Annotated in this window: 18 protein-coding genes; 13 read left to right on the plus strand and 5 right to left on the minus strand. The window is 69.4% G+C overall.

Annotation, left to right across the window (positions count from 1 at the left end):
* The first annotated feature begins 59 nt into the window (after positions 1 to 59).
* Entirely contained in the window at positions 60 to 1,376 is a 1,317-nt protein-coding gene (locus AC07NG_RS23710) for a bifunctional folylpolyglutamate synthase/dihydrofolate synthase (protein WP_494596766.1), read from the plus strand.
* 170 nt (positions 1,377 to 1,546) lie between these two features.
* Here AC07NG_RS23710 and AC07NG_RS23715 read toward each other — a convergent pair whose 3' ends face one another.
* Positions 1,547 to 2,569, minus strand: coding sequence for a WD40 repeat domain-containing protein (locus AC07NG_RS23715; RefSeq protein WP_494596768.1), 1,023 nt, complete (start codon positions 2,567 to 2,569; stop codon positions 1,547 to 1,549).
* 222 nt (positions 2,570 to 2,791) lie between these two features.
* Between AC07NG_RS23715 and AC07NG_RS23720 the strand changes: the two genes are divergently transcribed.
* The 3 genes from AC07NG_RS23720 (at position 2,792) to AC07NG_RS23730 (ending at position 5,818) form a co-directional block, all read left to right on the plus strand.
* Positions 2,792 to 3,238, plus strand: a complete 447-nt coding sequence (locus AC07NG_RS23720; protein ID WP_110121124.1) for a biopolymer transporter ExbD — start codon at positions 2,792 to 2,794, stop codon at positions 3,236 to 3,238.
* A 92-nt stretch (positions 3,239 to 3,330) separates the two neighbouring features.
* Positions 3,331 to 3,963: a LysE family translocator gene (locus tag AC07NG_RS23725; protein WP_110121123.1), complete on the plus strand. Its 633-nt coding sequence runs from the start codon at positions 3,331 to 3,333 to the stop codon at positions 3,961 to 3,963.
* A 70-nt stretch (positions 3,964 to 4,033) separates the two neighbouring features.
* On the plus strand, positions 4,034 to 5,818 hold the full coding sequence (locus AC07NG_RS23730; protein ID WP_494596770.1) for an ABC transporter ATP-binding protein: 1,785 nt from the start codon (positions 4,034 to 4,036) through the stop codon (positions 5,816 to 5,818).
* Here the strand turns inward: AC07NG_RS23730 and AC07NG_RS23735 are convergent.
* Positions 5,799 to 7,571, minus strand: coding sequence for a DUF4153 domain-containing protein (locus tag AC07NG_RS23735; protein WP_494596771.1), 1,773 nt, complete (start codon positions 7,569 to 7,571; stop codon positions 5,799 to 5,801). The two genes, AC07NG_RS23730 and AC07NG_RS23735, sit on opposite strands and share 20 nt — an antisense overlap.
* 180 nt (positions 7,572 to 7,751) lie before the next feature.
* Between AC07NG_RS23735 and AC07NG_RS23740 the strand changes: the two genes are divergently transcribed.
* The 4 genes from AC07NG_RS23740 to AC07NG_RS23755 all read left to right on the plus strand — a co-directional run bounded on the left by AC07NG_RS23740 (position 7,752) and on the right by AC07NG_RS23755 (position 11,789).
* Positions 7,752 to 9,287 (plus strand): UbiD family decarboxylase, encoded by a 1,536-nt coding sequence (locus AC07NG_RS23740; RefSeq protein WP_492856388.1) that lies wholly within the window; start codon positions 7,752 to 7,754, stop codon positions 9,285 to 9,287.
* 58 nt (positions 9,288 to 9,345) lie between these two features.
* Positions 9,346 to 9,612 (plus strand): AbrB/MazE/SpoVT family DNA-binding domain-containing protein, encoded by a 267-nt coding sequence (locus tag AC07NG_RS23745; protein ID WP_492856387.1) that lies wholly within the window; start codon positions 9,346 to 9,348, stop codon positions 9,610 to 9,612.
* Positions 9,606 to 9,923, plus strand: coding sequence for a type II toxin-antitoxin system PemK/MazF family toxin (locus tag AC07NG_RS23750; protein WP_492856386.1), 318 nt, complete (start codon positions 9,606 to 9,608; stop codon positions 9,921 to 9,923). Before AC07NG_RS23745 ends, AC07NG_RS23750 begins: the two co-directional genes overlap by 7 nt.
* 63 nt (positions 9,924 to 9,986) lie before the next feature.
* Positions 9,987 to 11,789, plus strand: coding sequence for a M14 family metallopeptidase (locus AC07NG_RS23755; protein WP_494596838.1), 1,803 nt, complete (start codon positions 9,987 to 9,989; stop codon positions 11,787 to 11,789).
* 132 nt (positions 11,790 to 11,921) lie between these two features.
* On the opposite strand, the gene AC07NG_RS23760 is transcribed toward AC07NG_RS23755, so the two are convergent.
* A complete protein-coding gene (locus AC07NG_RS23760) occupies positions 11,922 to 12,845 on the minus strand; it encodes a LysR family transcriptional regulator (RefSeq protein WP_494596774.1) in 924 nt (307 codons plus the stop codon).
* A gap of 78 nt (positions 12,846 to 12,923) precedes the next feature.
* Between AC07NG_RS23760 and AC07NG_RS23765 the strand changes: the two genes are divergently transcribed.
* Positions 12,924 to 13,640, plus strand: a complete 717-nt coding sequence (locus AC07NG_RS23765) for an SDR family oxidoreductase (protein WP_494596776.1) — start codon at positions 12,924 to 12,926, stop codon at positions 13,638 to 13,640.
* Positions 13,641 to 13,656: 16 nt separating this feature from the next.
* Here the strand turns inward: AC07NG_RS23765 and AC07NG_RS23770 are convergent, their stop codons facing one another.
* Complete coding sequence (locus AC07NG_RS23770; RefSeq protein WP_494596777.1) at positions 13,657 to 14,229, minus strand: hypothetical protein; 573 nt, start codon at positions 14,227 to 14,229, stop codon at positions 13,657 to 13,659.
* A gap of 187 nt (positions 14,230 to 14,416) precedes the next feature.
* Between AC07NG_RS23770 and AC07NG_RS23775 the strand changes: the two genes are divergently transcribed.
* From AC07NG_RS23775 to AC07NG_RS23790, 4 genes are read left to right on the plus strand one after another with little or no spacing between them, the layout of a single operon-like run.
* Positions 14,417 to 14,818 (plus strand): MAPEG family protein, encoded by a 402-nt coding sequence (locus AC07NG_RS23775; RefSeq protein WP_110121118.1) that lies wholly within the window; start codon positions 14,417 to 14,419, stop codon positions 14,816 to 14,818.
* Positions 14,819 to 14,873: 55 nt separating this feature from the next.
* A complete protein-coding gene (locus tag AC07NG_RS23780; RefSeq protein ID WP_494596779.1) occupies positions 14,874 to 16,205 on the plus strand; it encodes a TldD/PmbA family protein in 1,332 nt (443 codons plus the stop codon).
* A complete protein-coding gene (locus AC07NG_RS23785) occupies positions 16,205 to 16,984 on the plus strand; it encodes a 3'(2'),5'-bisphosphate nucleotidase CysQ (RefSeq protein ID WP_494596780.1) in 780 nt (259 codons plus the stop codon). The genes AC07NG_RS23780 and AC07NG_RS23785 overlap by 1 nt, the downstream gene beginning before the upstream one ends.
* A 29-nt stretch (positions 16,985 to 17,013) precedes the next feature.
* Positions 17,014 to 17,238 (plus strand): DUF4170 domain-containing protein, encoded by a 225-nt coding sequence (locus AC07NG_RS23790; RefSeq protein ID WP_101716954.1) that lies wholly within the window; start codon positions 17,014 to 17,016, stop codon positions 17,236 to 17,238.
* Positions 17,239 to 17,419: 181 nt separating this feature from the next.
* Here AC07NG_RS23790 and AC07NG_RS23795 read toward each other — a convergent pair whose 3' ends face one another.
* Positions 17,420 to 18,085, minus strand: coding sequence for a fused DSP-PTPase phosphatase/NAD kinase-like protein (locus AC07NG_RS23795; protein ID WP_487291929.1), 666 nt, complete (start codon positions 18,083 to 18,085; stop codon positions 17,420 to 17,422).
* Positions 18,086 to 18,178: the final 93 nt, after the last annotated feature.

Consider the following 18,178-nt stretch of genomic DNA (forward strand, 5'->3'; position numbering starts at 1 on the left):
CCCCTCCACCCCTTCGGGGTCCCCCTCCCCCAGAGGGGGAGGATCTTGATCGCGAACCCATGACCGACCACCTCCGCGCCCACGACGCCGCGCTGGAGCGCCTGCGGGCGCTGCACCCGCTGAAGATCGACCTGTCGCTGGACCGCATGCGCCGGCTGTGCGCGGCGCTGGACAACCCGCAGGACCGCCTGCCGCCGGTGATCCACGTGGCCGGCACCAACGGCAAGGGCTCGACGGCCGCCTATCTGCGCCACATGGCCGAGGCGGCGGGCCTCAAGGTCCACGTCTTCACCTCGCCGCACCTGGTGCGTTTCGTCGAACGCATCCGCCTGGCCGGGACGCTGATCACCGAGGCCCATCTGGCCGACGTGCTGGAGCGGGTCGAGGCCGCCAACGCCGGCGAGGCCATCACCTTCTTCGAGATCACCACGGCCGCGGCCTTCGTCGCCTTCGCCGAGACGCCGGCCGACCTCTGCATCGTCGAGGTGGGGCTGGGCGGCGTGCTCGACGCCACCAACGTGATCGCGCAGCCGGCCGTCAGCGTGATCGCCCCGATCGACCTCGACCACCGCGAATTCCTGGGCGACACGATCGAAGAGATCGCCGTCGAGAAGGCCGGGATCATCAAACCCGGCGCCCCCGCCGTCAGCGCCCGCCAGCAGGACGCCGTCGACGGCGTGCTGGAGACCGCCGCCGCCCTGGCCGGGGTCGAGCTCACGCTCATGGGCCGTGACTTCGACGCTTGGGAGGAACGCGGCCGCCTGCTGGTGCAGATGGAAGACCGCCTGCTCGACCTGCCCGCCCCCGCGTTGCCCGGCGAGCACCAGTTCGCCAACGCCGGCCTCGCCGTCGCGGCCCTTCTGGCCCTGGACGATCCCCGGATCGACGAGGCGGCCATGGGCCAGGGGATCGCCGGCACGGTCTGGCCGGCCCGCTTCCAGCGCCTGACGGCCGGTCCCTATGCGGAAGCCGCGCAAGCCGCCGGCGCCGACCTGTGGCTCGACGGCGGGCACAATCCCCACGCCGGCCGCGCCGTGGCCCGCGCCGTGGCCGATCTGGCCGCCCGCGACGGCCGTCCCGTGGCGCTGATCTCGGGCCTGCTGGCCAACAAGGACGCCACCGGCTTCTTCGGAGCCTTCCGGGGGATCGCCGCCAAGGTGTTCACCGTCACCTTCGAAGGCCACGCCGCCGCCAGCGCCGCCGAAACCGCCGCCGCCGCCGAACTGGCCGGCCTGCGCGCCGCCGCCTGCGACGGGCTGGACGACGCGCTCACGCGAGCGTTGGCGCTGGACCCCGTCCCGCACGTGCTGATCTGCGGGTCGCTGTATCTCGCGGGAGAAGTGCTGGGCGCCAGCGAGGCGACCTGGCCGGTCTAAATCCCTCTCCCCTTGCGGGAGAGGGTGGCCTCCGAAGGAGGTCGGGTGAGGGGTCGCACAAACAGAAACGCCGCGACAGCCGTTCAGCTGTCGCGGCGTTTGCCGTCTGAGAGACCCCTCATCCGTCGGCTATCGCCGACACCTTCTCCCGCAAGGGGAGAAGGACGAGATCAGAAATTCCGCACCGAGATGTCCGGCACCGCCAGCACGCCGGCCTCGCCGCTTTCGTCGCCCCAGGCCAGGCGCGAACCGTCGGCGTTGACCGACAGGCTGCTGATCGGAGCGCCCTTCTCGGCCTTCAGGGTCTCGATGCGGCCCGAGCGCATGTGCGCGGCCCAGACGCGGCCGTTGTCCTGGCCGGCGATCATCACCGGCAGGGCGTCGATCCCCGCCACCTGCACCACCAGCGAGTCGCGCGAGAAGCCGATCTCGGCGGCCTCCTTGCCCATCGGGCCGCTGGCCCCGGCGAACGGCCAGATCACCGCGCCATTGGCGCCGGCGGTGGCCAGCAGGTTGCCCTTGTCGAAGAAGTCCAGGCTCTTGATCTTGGCCGGATAGCCGCCCATCCGCATGTCCTTGCCGTCCGACAGGCGCCAGCCGTGCAGCTGGTTCTCCTGCATCGCCGAGACCAGGAACTTGCCGTCGGGGCTGTAGGCCAGGGCCACGTGGCTGCCGGCCCACTTCATCACTGTCGGCTTCTGGTCGGCGATGCGGCTCCACCACAGCGACACGCCGCCGTAGCCGGCCGCGGCCAGGCGCTTGCCCTTCGGGTCGAAGGCCACGCCCGAGACCGTCTTCTCGTGGACGTAGGTGCGGCGGAAATCGGCGTCGGCCGAGTCCAGCACGTGCGCTTCCTTGCCGGCCGTGAAGGCGATCAGGCCCGAGGCGGCGCTGGCCGTCACGTGCTCGATCCACTTGCCCTTCACCTCGGCCAGCAGGGTGGCCACGACCTCGTCGCCCTCGACCCGGCTCCAGACCACCCGGCCGTCGTCGCCGCCGGTCACCAGGCCCCGGCCCGAGGGGTGGACGCAGGCGGCCAGCACGGCTCCACCGAGCGGTCCGCCATGGGCTTCCACGGTGACGAAACCGCCCTCGGCCTCGAATCGGACGGTGCCGTCGCCCAGGGCGAACCCGGCGCGTCCAGCGCGATCGAACAGGGCGGCGGTGACGTAGGCGTCGAAGGAAAAGATCATGCGCGGGGGCTTAGCGCGGCCTGATGGCCAGCGCTAGTCGCGCGGGGCGCGAAGCCCGGCGCCCAAAACGCTCTCCTGAACGGCGTTAGGCCAAAAAGACTCACAAAAGGGGTTGCCATTGCGGCGCGTCGTCGGGCTTTACTTCCGCGCTCGTCTGCGCCAGACGTGGCATCTAACAATTTCTGGACCGCCTGGGGGCGGTCCCCGGGAGACAGTCAGGCTATGGCGGCTAAACTTGCTGGCGGCGGCGGCGGTCGCTACTCGCTGAACCAGAATTCAGAAATCAACGTCACGCCCTTCGTCGACATTCTGCTCGTTCTGCTCATCATCTTCATGGTCGCCGTGCCGATGGCCGTGACCTCGATCAAGATCGACCTTCCCCCCGCTTCGCCGCCGCCTCCCGGCGTGAAGCCGAAGGAGCCGGTCTTCATCTCGATCCAGAAGTCGGGCGCTCTGTTCATCGCGGACAAGCAAACCAGCCTCGACAACCTGCAGTTCGACCTGGACGCCAAGTTCACCTCGAACGGCCAGGCTGGCCCGAAGGACGACCAGCGCGTGATGATCCGCGCCGACGCCGACGTCATGTACGCCGACTTCATGGGCGTGCTGAACCAGCTGCAGACCGCTGGCTGGTACAAGGTCGGCCTGATCAACGAAGACATCCACTAAGCAGGACGTCTTCGGCGACAGCCAAAAAGACCAAGGGGCCGGCGGCGAAAGCTTCCGGCCCCTTTTTCTTGTCCGCTTTTCAGGAAAACCCGATGCCCGACGCCAAGACCTGGATCGCCTTCGCCCTGGTTTGCCTGGGGATGGCCCTGACCCCGGGGCCGAACATGCTCTATCTGGTCAGCCGCTCGATCTGCCAGGGGCGCTGGGCCGGGATCGTGTCGCTGGTCGGCACGGCGGCGGGTTTCATCGTCTATCTGGTCTGCGCGGCGCTGGGCATCACCGCCCTGCTGATGGCCGCCCCGATCGCCTACGACGTCCTGCGGTTCGGCGGGGCGCTCTATCTGGGCTGGCTGGCCTGGCAGGCGATCAAGCCGGGCGGACAGTCGCCCTTCCAGGTGCGCGAGCTGCCCAAGGACCCGCCGGCCAAGCTGATGGCCATGGGTTTCCTGACCAACCTGCTCAATCCCAAGGCGGCGATGCTCTATCTGTCGCTGCTGCCGCAGTTCATCGACCCCAAGCACGGAGCAGTGCTCAGCCAGTCGCTGCTGCTGGGCGGCACCCAGATCGCCGTCAGCCTGACGATCAACGGCCTGATCTGCCTGGCCGCCGGCTCGATCGCCACCTTCCTGGCCACGCGCCCCAGCTTCGCCCTGGTCCAGCGCTGGCTGATGGCCAGCGTCCTGGGCGGCCTGGCCGTACGCATGGCCACCGAGGCCCGGCGCTAGGGTCGAAACCTGGCAGCAGCCTGTCGGCGGGACGTTCCCTGCCGGCCACAACAAGCCTATCTAGCCGCCCATGAGCGACTTCGACGACGAGGACGAGACCCAGGGCCGCCGCCGGGCGCTGTCCAACACCCAGGTGCTGGGCTTCCTGGCGCGCTTCTGGCTGCGCCGGAAGCTGATCTTCACCGCCGGGGTGGTGCTGACCCTGATCGCGGTGGGCTTCGACGTGGCCCTGCCGACCGCCGCCGAGCATCTGGTCAATGTCGTGGTGGCCGGCGAGAAGTCGCGCGCCTGGGGGGCCTGGGCCGTCTTCGTCGGCGTCTACCTGGCCTTCTCGCTGATCCGCAACATCGCCCACCGGTTCTGGATCCCGCTGGCCGCCCGCAACATGGAGGAGATGACCAACGAGGGCTTCGCCCGCGTCCAGGCCTTCTCGTCCGACTGGCACGCCGACAGCTTCGCCGGCGCCACGGTGCGCAAGCTGACCCGCGCCATGTGGGGCTATGACAGCGTCACCGACGCCTTCACGATCTGGCTGGTGCCCAGCATGATCGTGCTCTTGGGCCTGTCGGGCGTGATGCTGGTCAAGCAGCCCCTGGCCGGCGCGATCTCGCTGGTCGTGGTGCTGCTGTATCTGTCGGTGAACCTGTGGATCACCGAGCGCTACGTCCGGCCCGCCAACCTGAAGTCCAACGCCCTGGACTCCGCCATCGGCGGGGCCCTGGCCGACGCGGTGACCTCCAACCCGACGGTGAAGGCCTTCGGCGCCGAGGACCGCGAGACCCAGCGCCTGGCCCAGGTCACCGCCGCCTGGCGCGACGCGGTGATGGTCACCTGGAACCGCTTCACCGACGTCTGGCTCGGCCAGAACCTGCTGCTGGTCGTGCTGCAGGCCGGCCTGACCGGGGCCATGGTCTGGTCCTGGATGCGCGGCCAGGCCAACGCCGGCGACATCGTCGCGGCCATGACCTCGTTCCTGCTGATGAGCGGCTATCTGCGCAACATGGGCGAGAACATCCGCATGCTGCAGAAGGGCATCGACGACAGCGAGGACGTCGCGGCCTGGTCGACGCTGCCGCCGCAGATCGCCGACGCCCCCGGCGCGCCCGACGTCATCACCGGCCCCGGCGCCGTCGCCTTCCAGGGCGTGACCTTCGCCTACCGCAACGCCGGCGCGCCGCTCTACGACCGCTTCTCGCTGGATATCGCGCCGGGCGAGAAGGTGGCCTTGGTCGGCCCCACGGGCTCGGGCAAGTCGACCTTCGTCAAGCTGATCCAGCGCCTGCACGACCTGCAGGGTGGACGGATCCTGATCGACGGCCAGGACGTGGCCAAGGTCACCCAGGGCTCCCTGCGCCGCGCCATCGCCGTGGTGCCGCAGGACCCGGCCTTGTTCCACCGGTCCTTGCTCGACAACATCGCCTACGGCCGTCCCGACGCGACCTTCGAGCAGGTGGTGGAGGCGGCGAAGAAGGCCCGCGCCCACGACTTCATCCTGAAACTGCCGCACGGCTACGACACCCTGGTGGGCGAGCGCGGCATCAAGCTGTCGGGCGGCGAGCGCCAGCGCGTGGCCATCGCCCGCGCCTTCCTGACCAACGCCCCGATCCTCGTTCTGGACGAGGCCACCTCGTCGCTCGACGTCGAGACCGAGGCCCTGGTGCAGGAGGCCGCCGAGGCCCTGATGCAGGGCCGCACGACCATCGTCATCGCCCATCGCCTGTCGACCGTGCGCGGCGCCGACCGGATCCTGGTTTTCCAGAACGGCCGTGTGGTCGAGGAGGGCCGCCACGCCGAACTGAAGGCGGCCGGCGGGGTCTATGCGCGGCTGAACGCGGTCAGCGAGGGGGCGGTTTAGGCCGCGAGGCCAGGGCCTCGGCCGCCGTCACGTTGCAGGCGTCGCCCTGCGGCCGAAGCTCCATCCGGACATCCCCGATCACCACGTCGCGAAGGGGCGAGGGTTCGACGGTCGCGGCCCCGCCCGAGCGCGCCAGCACCCCGGCGATGTCGGCCACCCGGCCGCAGGGGCTGGACGCATAGCCGATCTTCTTCCAGCGACCTTCGCGCATGCCGAAGACGTCCAGCATCGAGCCGCTCGACAGCAGCACCTCCTCGGACCCGTCCGCGTCGATGTCCAGCAGCAGGGCCGAGCACGGCTTGGCGGCGAAGCGGCACGGCGAGTCGCTGAGATCGACCAGGCGTTCGAAGCCGTTCGGCAGGGTCCGCCCCTTGGGGTAGACGATCACGCCGGCCATCGGCTCGGCCTTCCCCGGCGCGGGCCCGGCCGCCAGGCGGGCGAGGCTGGCCTTGGCCGCCTTGGCGACGACGGCGTCCGGACCGGCCGCCAGCCGCTTGAGCGCATCCAGGCCGAACCGGCCGCTGCGGAACCGCAGGAAGTCGAAATCGAACGCCTCGGCCTTGACCTTGCCGGCCTGCAGCCGCGCGACCTGGTCGTTCACCGACAGTCGGCGCGGATCGGCCAGGGGCGTCACCAGGGCCAGCAGTACGACGATGACCACGAAGGCCATGCCGATATTGGTCGTCTCCAGGGCCTTCAGCCAGGGGCCCGGCCGCACGGCGGCGACCGCGTAGCCGATCGCATAACCGGCCGCGACCAGCACGCAGGCGGCGGCGATGATCCGGTCGGTGCTGAGGCCGTACTGGCCGATGCGCAAGGACAGGCCATAGGCCGCCAGCACGGTGATCGGAACCAGCAACAGGCCGGCCAGCCGCGCCGCCCACTTCAGGATCAGGGCCGTCGTCTCGGTGCCGTCCTGATAGGCGGCGTTGGTCAGCAGAATCAGGAAGGCCGCCGCGGTCAGCAGGCTGGCCGTGGCGCTGCGGGTCTTCCACAGCGGCTCCAGACCGGTGAACGGCAGGGTCAGCAGGAACGCGCCCGCGATCAGCACCATCAGCGGCAGCAGCCAGGCCAGCAGGGTCAGGGCCACGGTCCGCACCCCGCGCACCAGGCCGGCCCGCACGTCGGTCAGCTGGACGGCGGCGGCGAAGATCGTGGTGGTGGCGGGAATGGCGAAGAGCTTGGTCTGGATGATCGTCTCGATGATCCCGACGCCGATCAGCTTGAACAGCACCGCCGCCAGCCACAGCAGCAGCCAGAAGGCGCCGGTGAAGCCGACCGCTAGCGCCAGCTGAACCCCGTGCTTCCAGGTAATGTCGAAATAGCTGGCGAAGCGGGCGATGGGCCGCCGCTCGATGTCGGCCGGCTCGACCAGGTGGTGACCGATGAAGATCAGGGCCGCCACGCCCAGGAAGCTTAAGGGTCCAAGGCCGTTGACGCCCGAGGCCGACGGATCGCCGCTCCACACGCCATAGGCTCCGACCCCGGCGGCGAGCAGAACGACCAGCCCCTTCCAGGAAGCCAGCGCGGGCCAGCGCATGGTCGAAAGCCCGGCCAGCACCACGAACGGCGCGAACAGGAAGGCCAGCAGGAAGGCCGCATAGACCATGGGCTGGCCGTCGGGCCAGCGCTTGAACTCGTCGGCCTGATACAGGCAGTACAGCAGCAGCCCCTGGGCCAGGCCCGTGACCAGGCGCAGGATCGCCGCCCGGCGGACGGCGCGCGGATCGGCTTCGACGGCTTGATCGGTCATCGACGGGCTCCTGCAACCTTCGAGCAGCAGAGATCACGCCCCGCGTGCGGCGCCTAGGACGAAGCTTGGCCTCCATCCTTTCTCCACACTCTCTCGACGCTCCCTCGACGCTCCCTCGACGCCTTGCCCTGGCGCGCCCCCGCTTCTAGGTTCCGCCCCGTTCCAGGAGTCTCCCCGCCCATGGCCTATCGCTCGCTTCGCGAATTCATCGACGTGCTGGAGGCCCAGGGCGAGCTGGTGCGGGTCAAGGAGCCGGTCTCCTCGGTCCTGGAGATGACCGAGATCCAGACCCGCCTGCTGGCCACCGGCGGCCCGGCAGTGCTGTTCGAGCACGTGCTGCTGCCCGACGGGTCGCGGTCTTCGATGCCGGCCCTGGCCAACCTGTTCGGCACGGTCAAGCGCGTGGCCATGGGCGTCACCCTGGGCGGCGAGCCGCGCACCACCGCCGGCGAACTGCGCGAGGTGGGCGAGCTGCTGGCCTTCCTGCGCCAGCCCCAGCCCCCCAAGGGCCTGAAGGACGCCATCGACATGCTGCCGCTGGCCAAGACGGTGCTGTCGATGCGCCCGGGCACGGTGAAGAAGGCGCCCGTGCAGGAAGTGGTGCTGAAGGGCGACCAGATCGACCTTTCGAAGCTGCCGGTGCAGACCTGCTGGCCGGGCGAGCCGGCGCCGCTGATCACCTGGGGCCTGGTGGTCACCAAGGGCCCCAGCGACGACCGCGAAGACGACTTCAACCTCGGCATCTACCGCATGCAGGTGCTGGGCAAGGACCGGGCGATCATGCGCTGGCTGGCCCACCGCGGCGGGGCCCAGCACTACGCCCGCCACAAGAAGGCCGGCAAGAAGGAGCCCCTGCCCTGCGCCGTGGTGCTGGGCGCCGACCCCGGCACGATCCTGGCCGCCGTGACGCCGGTGCCCGACACCCTGTCCGAATACCAGTTCGCCGGCCTGCTGCGCGGCGCCAAGCTCGACCTCGTGCCGGCCAAGACCGTGCCGCTGATGGTGCCGGCCCAGGCCGAGATCGTCATCGAGGGCCACGTCCTGCTCGACGAGCACGCCGAGGAAGGCCCCTACGGCGACCACACCGGCTACTACAACAGCGTCGAGACCTTCCCGGTCTTCCAGGTGACCGCGATCACCATGCGCAAGGACCCGATCTACCTGACCACCTTCACCGGCCGGCCGCCGGACGAGCCCTCGGTGCTGGGCGAGGCGCTGAACGAGGTGTTCATCCCGCTGATCCGCCAGCAGTTCCCCGAGATCGTCGACTTCTGGCTGCCGCCCGAGGGCTGCTCCTACCGCATCGCCGTGGTGTCGATGAAGAAGGCCTATCCGGGCCACGCCAAGCGGGTGATGCTGGGCGTCTGGAGCTATCTGCGCCAGTTCATGTACACCAAGTGGGTGATCGTCGTGGACCATGACATCAACGCCCGCGACTGGAAGGACGTGATGTGGGCGATCAGCACCAAGATGGACCCCGCCCGGGACATCACGGTGATCGAGCACACCCCGATCGACTATCTCGACTTCGCCAGCCCCGTCAGCGGCCTGGGCTCCAAGATCGGCCTCGACGCCACCGACAAGTGGGAGCCGGAGACGAACCGCGAATGGGGCGAGGAGATCCGCATGGACCAGGCCGTGGTCGATGCGGTCAGCGAGAAGTGGTCGCGGCTGGGCCTGCCGGGCGAAGGCAAGCCGATCTGGAAGACGAAGTAAGGACGCGCTGGCGGACGAGCGACTTTCAAGTTATTACTTAGTAATAACGGAGACAGTCATGCGCTCGTCCGTCCGCAAGATCGGCAATTCCGCTGGCGTTCTGCTGCCCAAGACCGCGCTCGAAAGCCTGGGCGTCGGGGTCGGCGACGCACTCGAACTCACCCTTTCGGGCGACGAAATCGTTATCAAGGCGGCCAAGCGTCACGTGCGCGATGGCTGGGAAGAAGCCTCCAGGCAGATTGGCGCGGAAGGCCTTAGCGAAGAAGACATCGAGTGGCTCGAAGCGCCGCTCACCGCCGAGACCGACGAGGACTGGACATGGTGATGCGCGGTCAGGTCTGGCTGGTCCGTCTTGATCCCACCGAGGGCAGCGAACTCCAGAAGACCCGGCCCTGCATCGTGGTCTCTCCGCCGGATTTCACCCACCACCGCGTGGTCACCGTCGTGCCGCTGACCAGCGGAGCACGGCCTGCACCCTACCGCCCCGCTGTCACCTACCAGGGCCGGGAAGGCTTCGTGCTGATCGAGCAGATCCGAACGGTCTCTCGCACACGGTTCATCCGCCGCCTGCCCGACATCGATCCCGAGACCCTGGCCGCCACGCTCGCCGCCCTACGCGAGATGTTCGAAGAATAGATCGCCTACATGAACAGCCTCACGTCTGCATCGACCGCAGGTTTCCGCAACGGCTTCCTATCCATGGCCACCGCCGCCATCCTGCTTTCCTCCGGAGCCCCCGCCATGTCGCAACCCAAGAAGCCCTGGGACGAAGCCTTCCTGCCGCCCGCGCCGCAGTGGCAGGGCGCGAGCCAGGCGCTGATCCGTGATGCGGCCGATCCGTGGGTGACGCCGTTCGAGGCCGATCCGGGCCACGACTTCTCGCCGACCTACACCGACACCCGCGCCTGGTTCGACAAGCTCGACAAGGCGACCAAGCTGGTGCGCGTCGAGGACTTCGGGGTCTCGCCCGAGGGCCGGCCGATCTTCGCCGTCATCGCCAGCAAGGACGGCGACAAGCTGGATCCGAAGAAGCCGCTGCTGCTCGTGCAGTGCGGCATCCACCCGGGCGAGATCGACGGCAAGGACGCGGGCATGATGCTGCTGCGCGACATGGCGTTCCACGGGAAAGACGGCCTGCTCGACAAGGTCAATCTGGTGCTGATCCCGATCCTGTCGGTCGACGGCCACGAGCGCTCGGGCCCCTATTCACGGCCCAACCAGCGCGGGCCGCGCATCCAGGGCTGGCGCAACACCGCCACCAACCAGAACCTCAACCGCGACTTCATGAAGCTCGACCAGCCCGAGATGCAGGCGCTGAAGCGGCTCCAGGCCAGGTACCACGCCGACCTCTACGTCGACGTCCACGTCACCGACGGCATGGATTACCAGTACGACGTCACCTACGGCTACAACGGCGAGGACGGCGTCTGGTCGCGCTCGCCGGCCACGGCCAAGTGGCTGGACGAGGCCTTCAAGCCGGCCATCAACCAGAGCCTGGAGGCCGAGGGCCACATCCCGGGCGAGCTGGTGTTCGGCGTCGACGAGCGCAACCCCAAGGCCGGGCTGTCGGACGGCGGGCTGGGCGAGCGGTTCTCCAACGGCTGGGGCTCGGCCGCCCACGTGCCGACCATCCTGATCGAGAACCACAGCCTCAAGCCCCACGCCCAGCGGGTGCTGGGCACCTATGTCTTCATCGAGACGGCGCTGAAGCTGCTTGCGCAGAAGGGCGACACCCTGCGAACCGCCGTCGCCGCCGACAGCGCCCTGCGCCCGGCGACCATCCCGGCCAATTTCGTCGCCGACGACAAGCCGACCACGACCCGCGCCTTCAAGGGCATCCGCTACGAGACCTACGACAGCCCCGCCTCGGGCAAGACCGAGATCCGCTGGCTGGGCGAGGCCGACCCCGAACTGTGGCAGCTGCCGTTCTACGGCTCGCACCCGACGCTGCAGCTCTCGCGGCCCAAGGCCTACTGGGTGCCCAGCTATCGCGCCGACATCATCGAGCGGCTGAAGCTGCATGGGGTGAAGGTCGAAACCTTGGACGCGCCCAAGGTCGTTCCCGTCGAAATGCTGCGCCTGGTCGAGCCCAAGGTCGCCCCGCGCGCCAACGAGGGCCACGTCCAGATGAGCGTCGAGCAGGTGACGACGCAGGCCCGCGACTGGACCTTCCCCAAGGGCTCGGTGCGCGTGCCGACCGACCAGCCGCTGGGCGACCTCGTCGTGCTGCTGCTCGAGCCGCAGTCGAGCGAAAGCGTCTTCGCCTGGGGCATGGTCCCCGAGGTGCTGAGCCGAGTCGAATATATCGAGCCTTACGCCATCGCCCCGCTGGCCGAAAAGATGATGGCCGCCGATCCGGCGCTGAAGGCGGAATTCGAGGCCAAGCTCGCCGCCGACCCCAAGTTCGCCGCCGATCCCGACTCGCGCCTGGCCTGGTTCTACAAGCGCACGCCCTTCTACGACGACCGCCACCTGCTCTACCCGATCGCCCGGGAGAAGTAGGGGACGTGGAGTAGATCCTCCCCCTCTGGGGGAGGTGGCCCAGAGGGCCGGAGGGGGTAGCGCGGGCCTATGCCGAGCAAACCCCCTCAGTCGCTCCGCGACAGCTCCCCCAAGGGGGGAGCATCTTCGGCCTCACACCTCCCACGGCCTCTCCGCCCCATACCGCGCGACCAGCGCATCGACCGCCGCCCGCAGCCGGGCGCTCGGATACGGCGTGCGGGGCCAGACCAGGTTCACCGGCAGGGGGCTGTCGAACACCCCGTCGAGCACCGTCTCCAGCCGGCCGGCGGCCAGGTCTTCGGCCACCACCCAGCGGGGGACCATGGCGATCCCGGTTCCGGCTCGCGCCGCCTCGGCCAGAACCAGGGCGTCGCCGATCCGCAGGCGGCCATCGACCGCCAGGCTGCGGGCGACACCGTCCGCGTCGACATAGGGCCAGGGCGTCGGGCGGCCGTCGCGGGCCTCGACCAGGCAGTCGTGATCCAGCAGGTCCTCGACGCGCTCGGGCCGGCCCCGCGCATCGAGATAGGCCGGCGTCGCGCAGACCACCCGTCGCTGCACGCCCAGCGACCGGGCGACCAGACCCGCCCGGTCGTCGAGGTCGCCGATGCGCACGGCCAGATCCACGCCCTCGGCCGTCAGGTCCACCGCCCGCGCGCCGAACACGACCTCCAGCCGCAGGCCCGGCCAGCGCGCGACAAGCTCCAGCAGAACCGGCATGACGAAGGCCCGGCCCAGCAGCGGCGGCAGGGCCACGCGCAGCAGGCCCGACGGCTCGCCCCGACCTTGCAGCAGTTCGGCCTCCGCCTCGGCCAGTCCCGCCAGCGCCGCGACGCAGCGCGCATGGAACACCCGGCCGTCCTCGGTCAGGGAGACGCTGCGGGTGGTGCGGGCCAGCAGGCGCACGCCCAGCCGCGCCTCCAGCCGCTGCACCGCCTTGCCCACGGCCGAGGGCGACAGGCCCAGCGCCGGCGCGGCGGCGGCGAAGCCGCCATGCTCGGCCACGGCCACGAAGGCCCGCACGCCGCCATAGCGGTCGAGGGAGGGGATCGACATCATTCCCGCACTGAAGTCCGGAATGATCGGAATTCAAGTCGTTTCCGTCGTGCTTGCCCGCCGCCTAGCCTCGCGGCCATGCGATACGATGAAAAGACCCTGGTGGTGATCGGCGGCGGCTCGGGGATCGGGCTGGCCACGGCGAAGGCCTTTGTCGAAGGCGGCGGCCGGGTGGTGATCGGCGGACGCTCGGCCGACCGGCTGGAGGCGGCCCGCGCCCAGCTCGGCCCCAACGCCCAGGCCGCGACCATCGACCTCTTCGACACCGCCTCCGTCGCGCGGTTCTTCGAGCCCCTCGACCGCATCGACCACCTGTTCACCCCGGCCGCGACCTACACGATCGCCCCCTTCGACCATCCCGACGAGGCGACCATCGCCTCGCCGTTCGACGGCAAGTTCTGGGGCCAGGTGCGTTGCGTCCGCGCCGCCGCGCCCAGGCTGTCGCCCGACGGCTCGGTGGTGCTGATGTCGGGCGCCGCCAGCGCCCGGCCGCCCAAGGGCGCGGCGCTCTACGCCGCCGCCAACGGCGCGACCGAGGCCTTCGGGCGCGGCCTGGCCGTCGATCTGGCGCCCGTACGGGTCAACGTCGTCGCCCCCGGCACGATCGACGGCGACCTCTGGGCCCGCCGTCCCGCCGAGGTCCGCGAAGCCGCCTTCGCCGACCAGGCCAAGGGTTCGCTGGTCGGCCGCCCCGGCCGCGAGGCCGAGATCGCCCAGGCCGTGCTGTTCCTGCTGACCAACGGTTTCACCACCGGGACCACCCTGTTCACGGACGGCGGCTACAGCCTGCGCTGATGCCCGCCGCCGCTTTTCATTGCAGGGCGAGCGAGGGGACCGTCACGGCCCGTATCGGCAAGGGCCCGTTCGAGGGGATCTCGATCCCCCGTTCCGCGAGCCACGATCTCAGGGGCTCGGCGGGAGGGCTGGCCACGAACTGCTGGGCCGCCCCGAAGCCGCCGATCCGTCCGCTTCGAACCTGAGCCGCCATGTCTTCGGCCGAGGTCGGATAGCTGCGCAGGCAGGCGTCGATCTGGGCCGCCCATACGTCGAAAGCGCCCTCTTCGACCCCTTCCGGAAAGATATAGCGCGCCATTTCGCCGGGGAAATTGGCCGTATGGATCATGAAGGGCGGCGACGTCAGGACCTTGCCCCTGCTGTTCACAAAGTCATCCACGCCGGTGAAACTCAGGCCCATCAAGCCCGAGACGCTCACGGCGCCCCACTTCAGGTGGGGCGTGAAGATGAAAAAGGGCGTGATTTCCTGCCAGGATTGGAAAAACACCGGCGAGCGGCCGAGCTTTCCCGGCAACTTGAAGTGATCGAGGCCACGCTCGATCAGGGCGTCCACGCCTCGCCACTTCAGCGGATTCTGCGCTTTGGTCATGATCTTTCGTCTACGCGAAGCTCAACCGCAGCGTAAGTGACCGCCGCATCATTACCGCGACGCCGCCGGCGAGAGCAGCGCCTCGAAGCCGCCCGCAAGCTCAACCTTACGCCACGTTACCGGTTGCCTTCGGCGCGGAAGCGAGGCCCATATGCGGCCCCGCTTTCTGTTCCGAAGGGTCCGCGCCATGGACGTTTCCGCCGCCGGCCACGCCGCCGCCCTCTGGGCCGGCCTGCACGTCTTCCTGCTGCTGGTGCTGTCGCTGCTGGTCGTGCGCCTGCGCCAGAAGCACAAGGTGGCCCTGGGCGACGGCGGCGTTCCGGAGCTGGCCCAGGCCATCCGCGCCTTCGGCAACGCCAGCGAATACATTCCCACGGGCCTTGGCGTGCTGGCGGTGCTGGCCGTCGTCGGCGCGCCGATCATCGCCGTGCACGGCGTCGGCTTCGTGCTGTTCGCCGGCCGCCTGATCCACGCGGTGGGCCTGTCGCGCAGCGGCGGCGTCTCGATCCCGCGCGCCGTCGGCATGATCTGCACCTGGCTGGCCTACGTCTTCGGCGGCGTGATCCTGCTGTTCTACGCCATTCCCTGAGTTTCCGGGGGTCGGCGACGCTTGCCCCGCCCGCCCCGCCTCGTCATAAGGCCCCATGGACGAAAACCTGTTGCATGACGTCGTCGCCGCCGCGCGCAAGGCCGGGGCGGACGCCGCCGAGGCCGTGTTCGCCGAGCGCCAATCCCTGTCGGTGGGCGTACGCCTGGGCGAGCTGGAGGAAGTCGAGCGCGAGGAGGCCAAGGACCTGGGCCTGCGCGTCTTCGTGGGCCGCCGCAGCGCCACCGTCTCGGGCTCCGACGTCAGCCCCGAGGCCCGCGCCAAGCTGATCGAGCGCGCCGTGGCCATGGCGCGCCTGGCCCCCGAGGATCCCTATGCCGGCTTCGCGCCGCAGGATCGCCTGGCCAAGGGTCCGTTCCCCGAGCTCGACCTGGTCGATACCTACGAGCCCACCGCCGAGACCCTGGAGACCCAGGCCCGCGAGGCCGAAGAGGCCGCCCGCGCGGTCGAGGGCGTGACCAATTCCGACGGCGGCTCGTCGAGCTGGAGCTCCACCGCCTGGCGCCTGGTCACCAGCGACGGCTTTTCGGGCCTGCACGCGGCCACGGGCTTCGGCATTTCCGCCTCGGCCATCGCCGGCGAGGGCGCGGGCATGGAGCGCGGCGGCGAAGGCCGCTCGGTGCGCCACGCGCAGGACCTGCCAACGCCCCAGGCCATCGGCGACAAGGCCGGCCATCAGGCCGTCTCGCGCCTCAACGCCCGCAAGATCGGCTCGACCACCGCCCCGGTGATCTTCGAGAACCGCCTGGCCATGTCGCTGATCGGCCCGCTGATCGGCGCCATCTCCGGCCCTTCGATCGCCCGCGGCACCTCGTTCCTGAAGGACAAGCTGGGCCAGCGGATCTTCGCCGCCGGCGTCCAGTTGACCGAAGACCCGCACCGCGTGCGCGGCCTGGGCTCGGCCCCGTTCGACGACGAGGGCGTGACCACCGTGCGCCGCGCCCTGATCGACGACGGCGTGCTGACCACCTGGCTGCTCAACAGCGCCAGCGCCCGCCAGCTGAACCTGGAAACCACCGGCCACGCCTCGCGCGGCTCGGCCGGCCCGCCCGGGGTCTCGACCCACAATCTCACCTTGGAGCCGGGCGAACTTGACCTGGCCGGGCTGATGGGCCAGGCCAAGGACGGCCTCTTCATCACCTCGATGTTCGGCCCGTCCCTGAACGGCAACACCGGCGACTGGTCGGTGGGCTGCTCGGGCTTCTGGTTCGAGAACGGCCAGATCGCCTATCCGGTCACCGAGATCACCGTCGCCGGCAACCTGATCGACATCTACGGCCGGCTGGTCGTGGGGTCCGACCTGGAGATCCGCGGGGCCAGCAACAGTCCGTCCATCCTGGTCGACGGCCTGGCGATCGCGGGCAAATGATGAGCGACCTCGACCTGATCCTCGACGCGGCCCGCGAGGCCGGCGCCCTGGCCCTGAAGGCCCGGGAAGGCGGCGTGAAGATCTGGTCGAAGGAAGGCGGCTCGCCGGTCACCGACGCCGACCTGGCCGTCGACGCCCTGCTCAAGGAACGCCTTCGCGCCGCGCGGCCCGATTATGGCTGGCTGTCGGAGGAGACGGTCGACGATCCGACCCGGCTCGACACCGCGCGCCAGTTCGTGGTCGATCCGATCGACGGCACCGTGGCCTTCATGAAGGGCCGGCCGTGGTTCGCCGTCTCGGTGGCCGTGGTCGAGAACGGCCGGCCGATCGCCGGCGTCGTCCACGCCCCGGCTCTGGACGAGACCTATGCGGCGACCCTGGGCGGCGGCGCGACCCTGAACGGCGCGGCCATCGCCCCCAGCCCCACCGACGTGCTCGACGGTTCGGCCATGCTAGGCGACGCCAAGATGTTCGCCCACCCGGCCTGGCGCACGCCCTGGCCGCCGATGCGGATCGAGGCCCGCAATTCGATCGCCTATCGGGTGTGCCTGGTGGCGGCCGGCGCCTTCGACGCGGCGATCGCGCTCAGCCCCAAGAGCGAGTGGGACCTGGCCGCCGCCGACCTGATCTGCGCCGAGGCCGGAGCGTTGCTTACCGATCACCTCGGCAGAAAATTCGCCTACAACCAGCCGAATCCGACGGTTCCGAGCCTGGTTTGCGCGAATAGGGCGCTTCACCCGTTGATCCTGTCACGCGTCGGGCATATCGACCTGCCATAATCATAATTTCCGCAGGAACGTGCTCCCCCATGTCCGACAAGCAGCTTCTTCATATCGTGATCGGCGGCGAACTGAAGGATGTCGCCGGAACCGAGTTCCGTGACCTCTCGAAGGTGGAATTCGTCGGCGCCTACCCGACCTACAACGACGCCCACGCCGCCTGGAAGGCCAAGGCGCAGGCGACCGTCGACAACGCCCACGCGCGCTATTTCATCATCCACGCCCACAAGCTGCTGGACCCGAGCGCGGCGTAAAGCCTGATCCTTCTCCCCTTGCGGGAGAAGGTGTCATCCGAAGGATGACGGATGAGGGGTCGCACCCACGAAAAAACGCCGCGACAGCTGATCGGCTGTCGCGGCGTCTTGCGTTTGAGAGACCCCTCACCCGACCCCGCTCCGCGGGGCCACCCTCTCCCGCAAGGGGAGAGGGACGATCTCACTCCCGCCGCAGCAGCTTGTCAGTCAGCATCTTGCCGAGCATGCCGGCGCGGAAGGTCTTCTTCATCGCCACCGGATCGTAGTCGTCGCTGTCCACCCACTGGGTGAAGGTCAGGCCCTTGGGCGCGCCGCGCTCCAGGTACTGGTCGAAGGTGTAGTCGAGCACGCCGGTGTTGCCCTCCTTGATGTGGAGGTAGCGCCCCGACAGCTGCTTCTTGGCCTCCTCGATCGGCAGGCCCAGGCGATAGTGGGCGTAGAGCACGCTCATGATGCCCGCCCGGTCGGCCCCCGACTTGCAGTGGATCAGGGCCGGGTACTCGATGGTCTCGAACAGCTCCTTGGCCCCGTGCACGCGGGCGCGGATCGGCACCTCGCGCGAGGTGATGGTGAAGTCGACCATCTTGATGCCCAGGCGCTCGCAGGCGTCCTTCTCCAGCGCGTAGAAGCTGCCGTCGAAGCCGCCGCGCAGGTTCACCACCGTCTTGATGCCCTGCTTCTTCCACCAGGCCAGCTGGAACGGCCAGGGCTGGTTGGTGCGCACGAGCTCGGGGCTGACCCAGTGGGCGTTGGTGAAGCCGACACGCAGGTAGGCGTGATCGTTCCACATGTAGTGGAGGTAGGTCTTGAAGCGCCCCCAGCGCGTGGAAAGGTCGAAACCGGCCAAGTGGCGATCCTCTGAAAACGCGCCTAGATACGTGTCGCCGGGGATTATTGCAAAATCCCACGTCGTTTTGCCGCTGCACTGCGGCGCCGGCGT

The organism is Caulobacter sp. GW821-FHT10C03, assembly GCF_059415485.1.

Excerpts from the sequence above, each read along its gene's own strand:
- AC07NG_RS23710 (WP_494596766.1), top strand. The coding sequence starts at position 60 with ATGACCGACCACCTCCGCGCCCACGACGCCGCGCTGGAGCGCCTGCGG.
- AC07NG_RS23715 (WP_494596768.1), bottom strand. The coding sequence starts at position 2,569 with ATGATCTTTTCCTTCGACGCCTACGTCACCGCCGCCCTGTTCGATCGC.
- AC07NG_RS23720 (WP_110121124.1), top strand. The coding sequence starts at position 2,792 with ATGGCGGCTAAACTTGCTGGCGGCGGCGGCGGTCGCTACTCGCTGAAC.
- AC07NG_RS23725 (WP_110121123.1), top strand. The coding sequence starts at position 3,331 with ATGCCCGACGCCAAGACCTGGATCGCCTTCGCCCTGGTTTGCCTGGGG.
- AC07NG_RS23730 (WP_494596770.1), top strand. The coding sequence starts at position 4,034 with ATGAGCGACTTCGACGACGAGGACGAGACCCAGGGCCGCCGCCGGGCG.
- AC07NG_RS23735 (WP_494596771.1), bottom strand. The coding sequence starts at position 7,571 with ATGACCGATCAAGCCGTCGAAGCCGATCCGCGCGCCGTCCGCCGGGCG.
- AC07NG_RS23740 (WP_492856388.1), top strand. The coding sequence starts at position 7,752 with ATGGCCTATCGCTCGCTTCGCGAATTCATCGACGTGCTGGAGGCCCAG.
- AC07NG_RS23745 (WP_492856387.1), top strand. The coding sequence starts at position 9,346 with ATGCGCTCGTCCGTCCGCAAGATCGGCAATTCCGCTGGCGTTCTGCTG.
- AC07NG_RS23750 (WP_492856386.1), top strand. The coding sequence starts at position 9,606 with ATGGTGATGCGCGGTCAGGTCTGGCTGGTCCGTCTTGATCCCACCGAG.
- AC07NG_RS23755 (WP_494596838.1), top strand. The coding sequence starts at position 9,987 with ATGGCCACCGCCGCCATCCTGCTTTCCTCCGGAGCCCCCGCCATGTCG.
- AC07NG_RS23760 (WP_494596774.1), bottom strand. The coding sequence starts at position 12,845 with ATGTCGATCCCCTCCCTCGACCGCTATGGCGGCGTGCGGGCCTTCGTG.
- AC07NG_RS23765 (WP_494596776.1), top strand. The coding sequence starts at position 12,924 with ATGCGATACGATGAAAAGACCCTGGTGGTGATCGGCGGCGGCTCGGGG.
- AC07NG_RS23770 (WP_494596777.1), bottom strand. The coding sequence starts at position 14,229 with ATGACCAAAGCGCAGAATCCGCTGAAGTGGCGAGGCGTGGACGCCCTG.
- AC07NG_RS23775 (WP_110121118.1), top strand. The coding sequence starts at position 14,417 with ATGGACGTTTCCGCCGCCGGCCACGCCGCCGCCCTCTGGGCCGGCCTG.
- AC07NG_RS23780 (WP_494596779.1), top strand. The coding sequence starts at position 14,874 with ATGGACGAAAACCTGTTGCATGACGTCGTCGCCGCCGCGCGCAAGGCC.
- AC07NG_RS23785 (WP_494596780.1), top strand. The coding sequence starts at position 16,205 with ATGAGCGACCTCGACCTGATCCTCGACGCGGCCCGCGAGGCCGGCGCC.
- AC07NG_RS23790 (WP_101716954.1), top strand. The coding sequence starts at position 17,014 with ATGTCCGACAAGCAGCTTCTTCATATCGTGATCGGCGGCGAACTGAAG.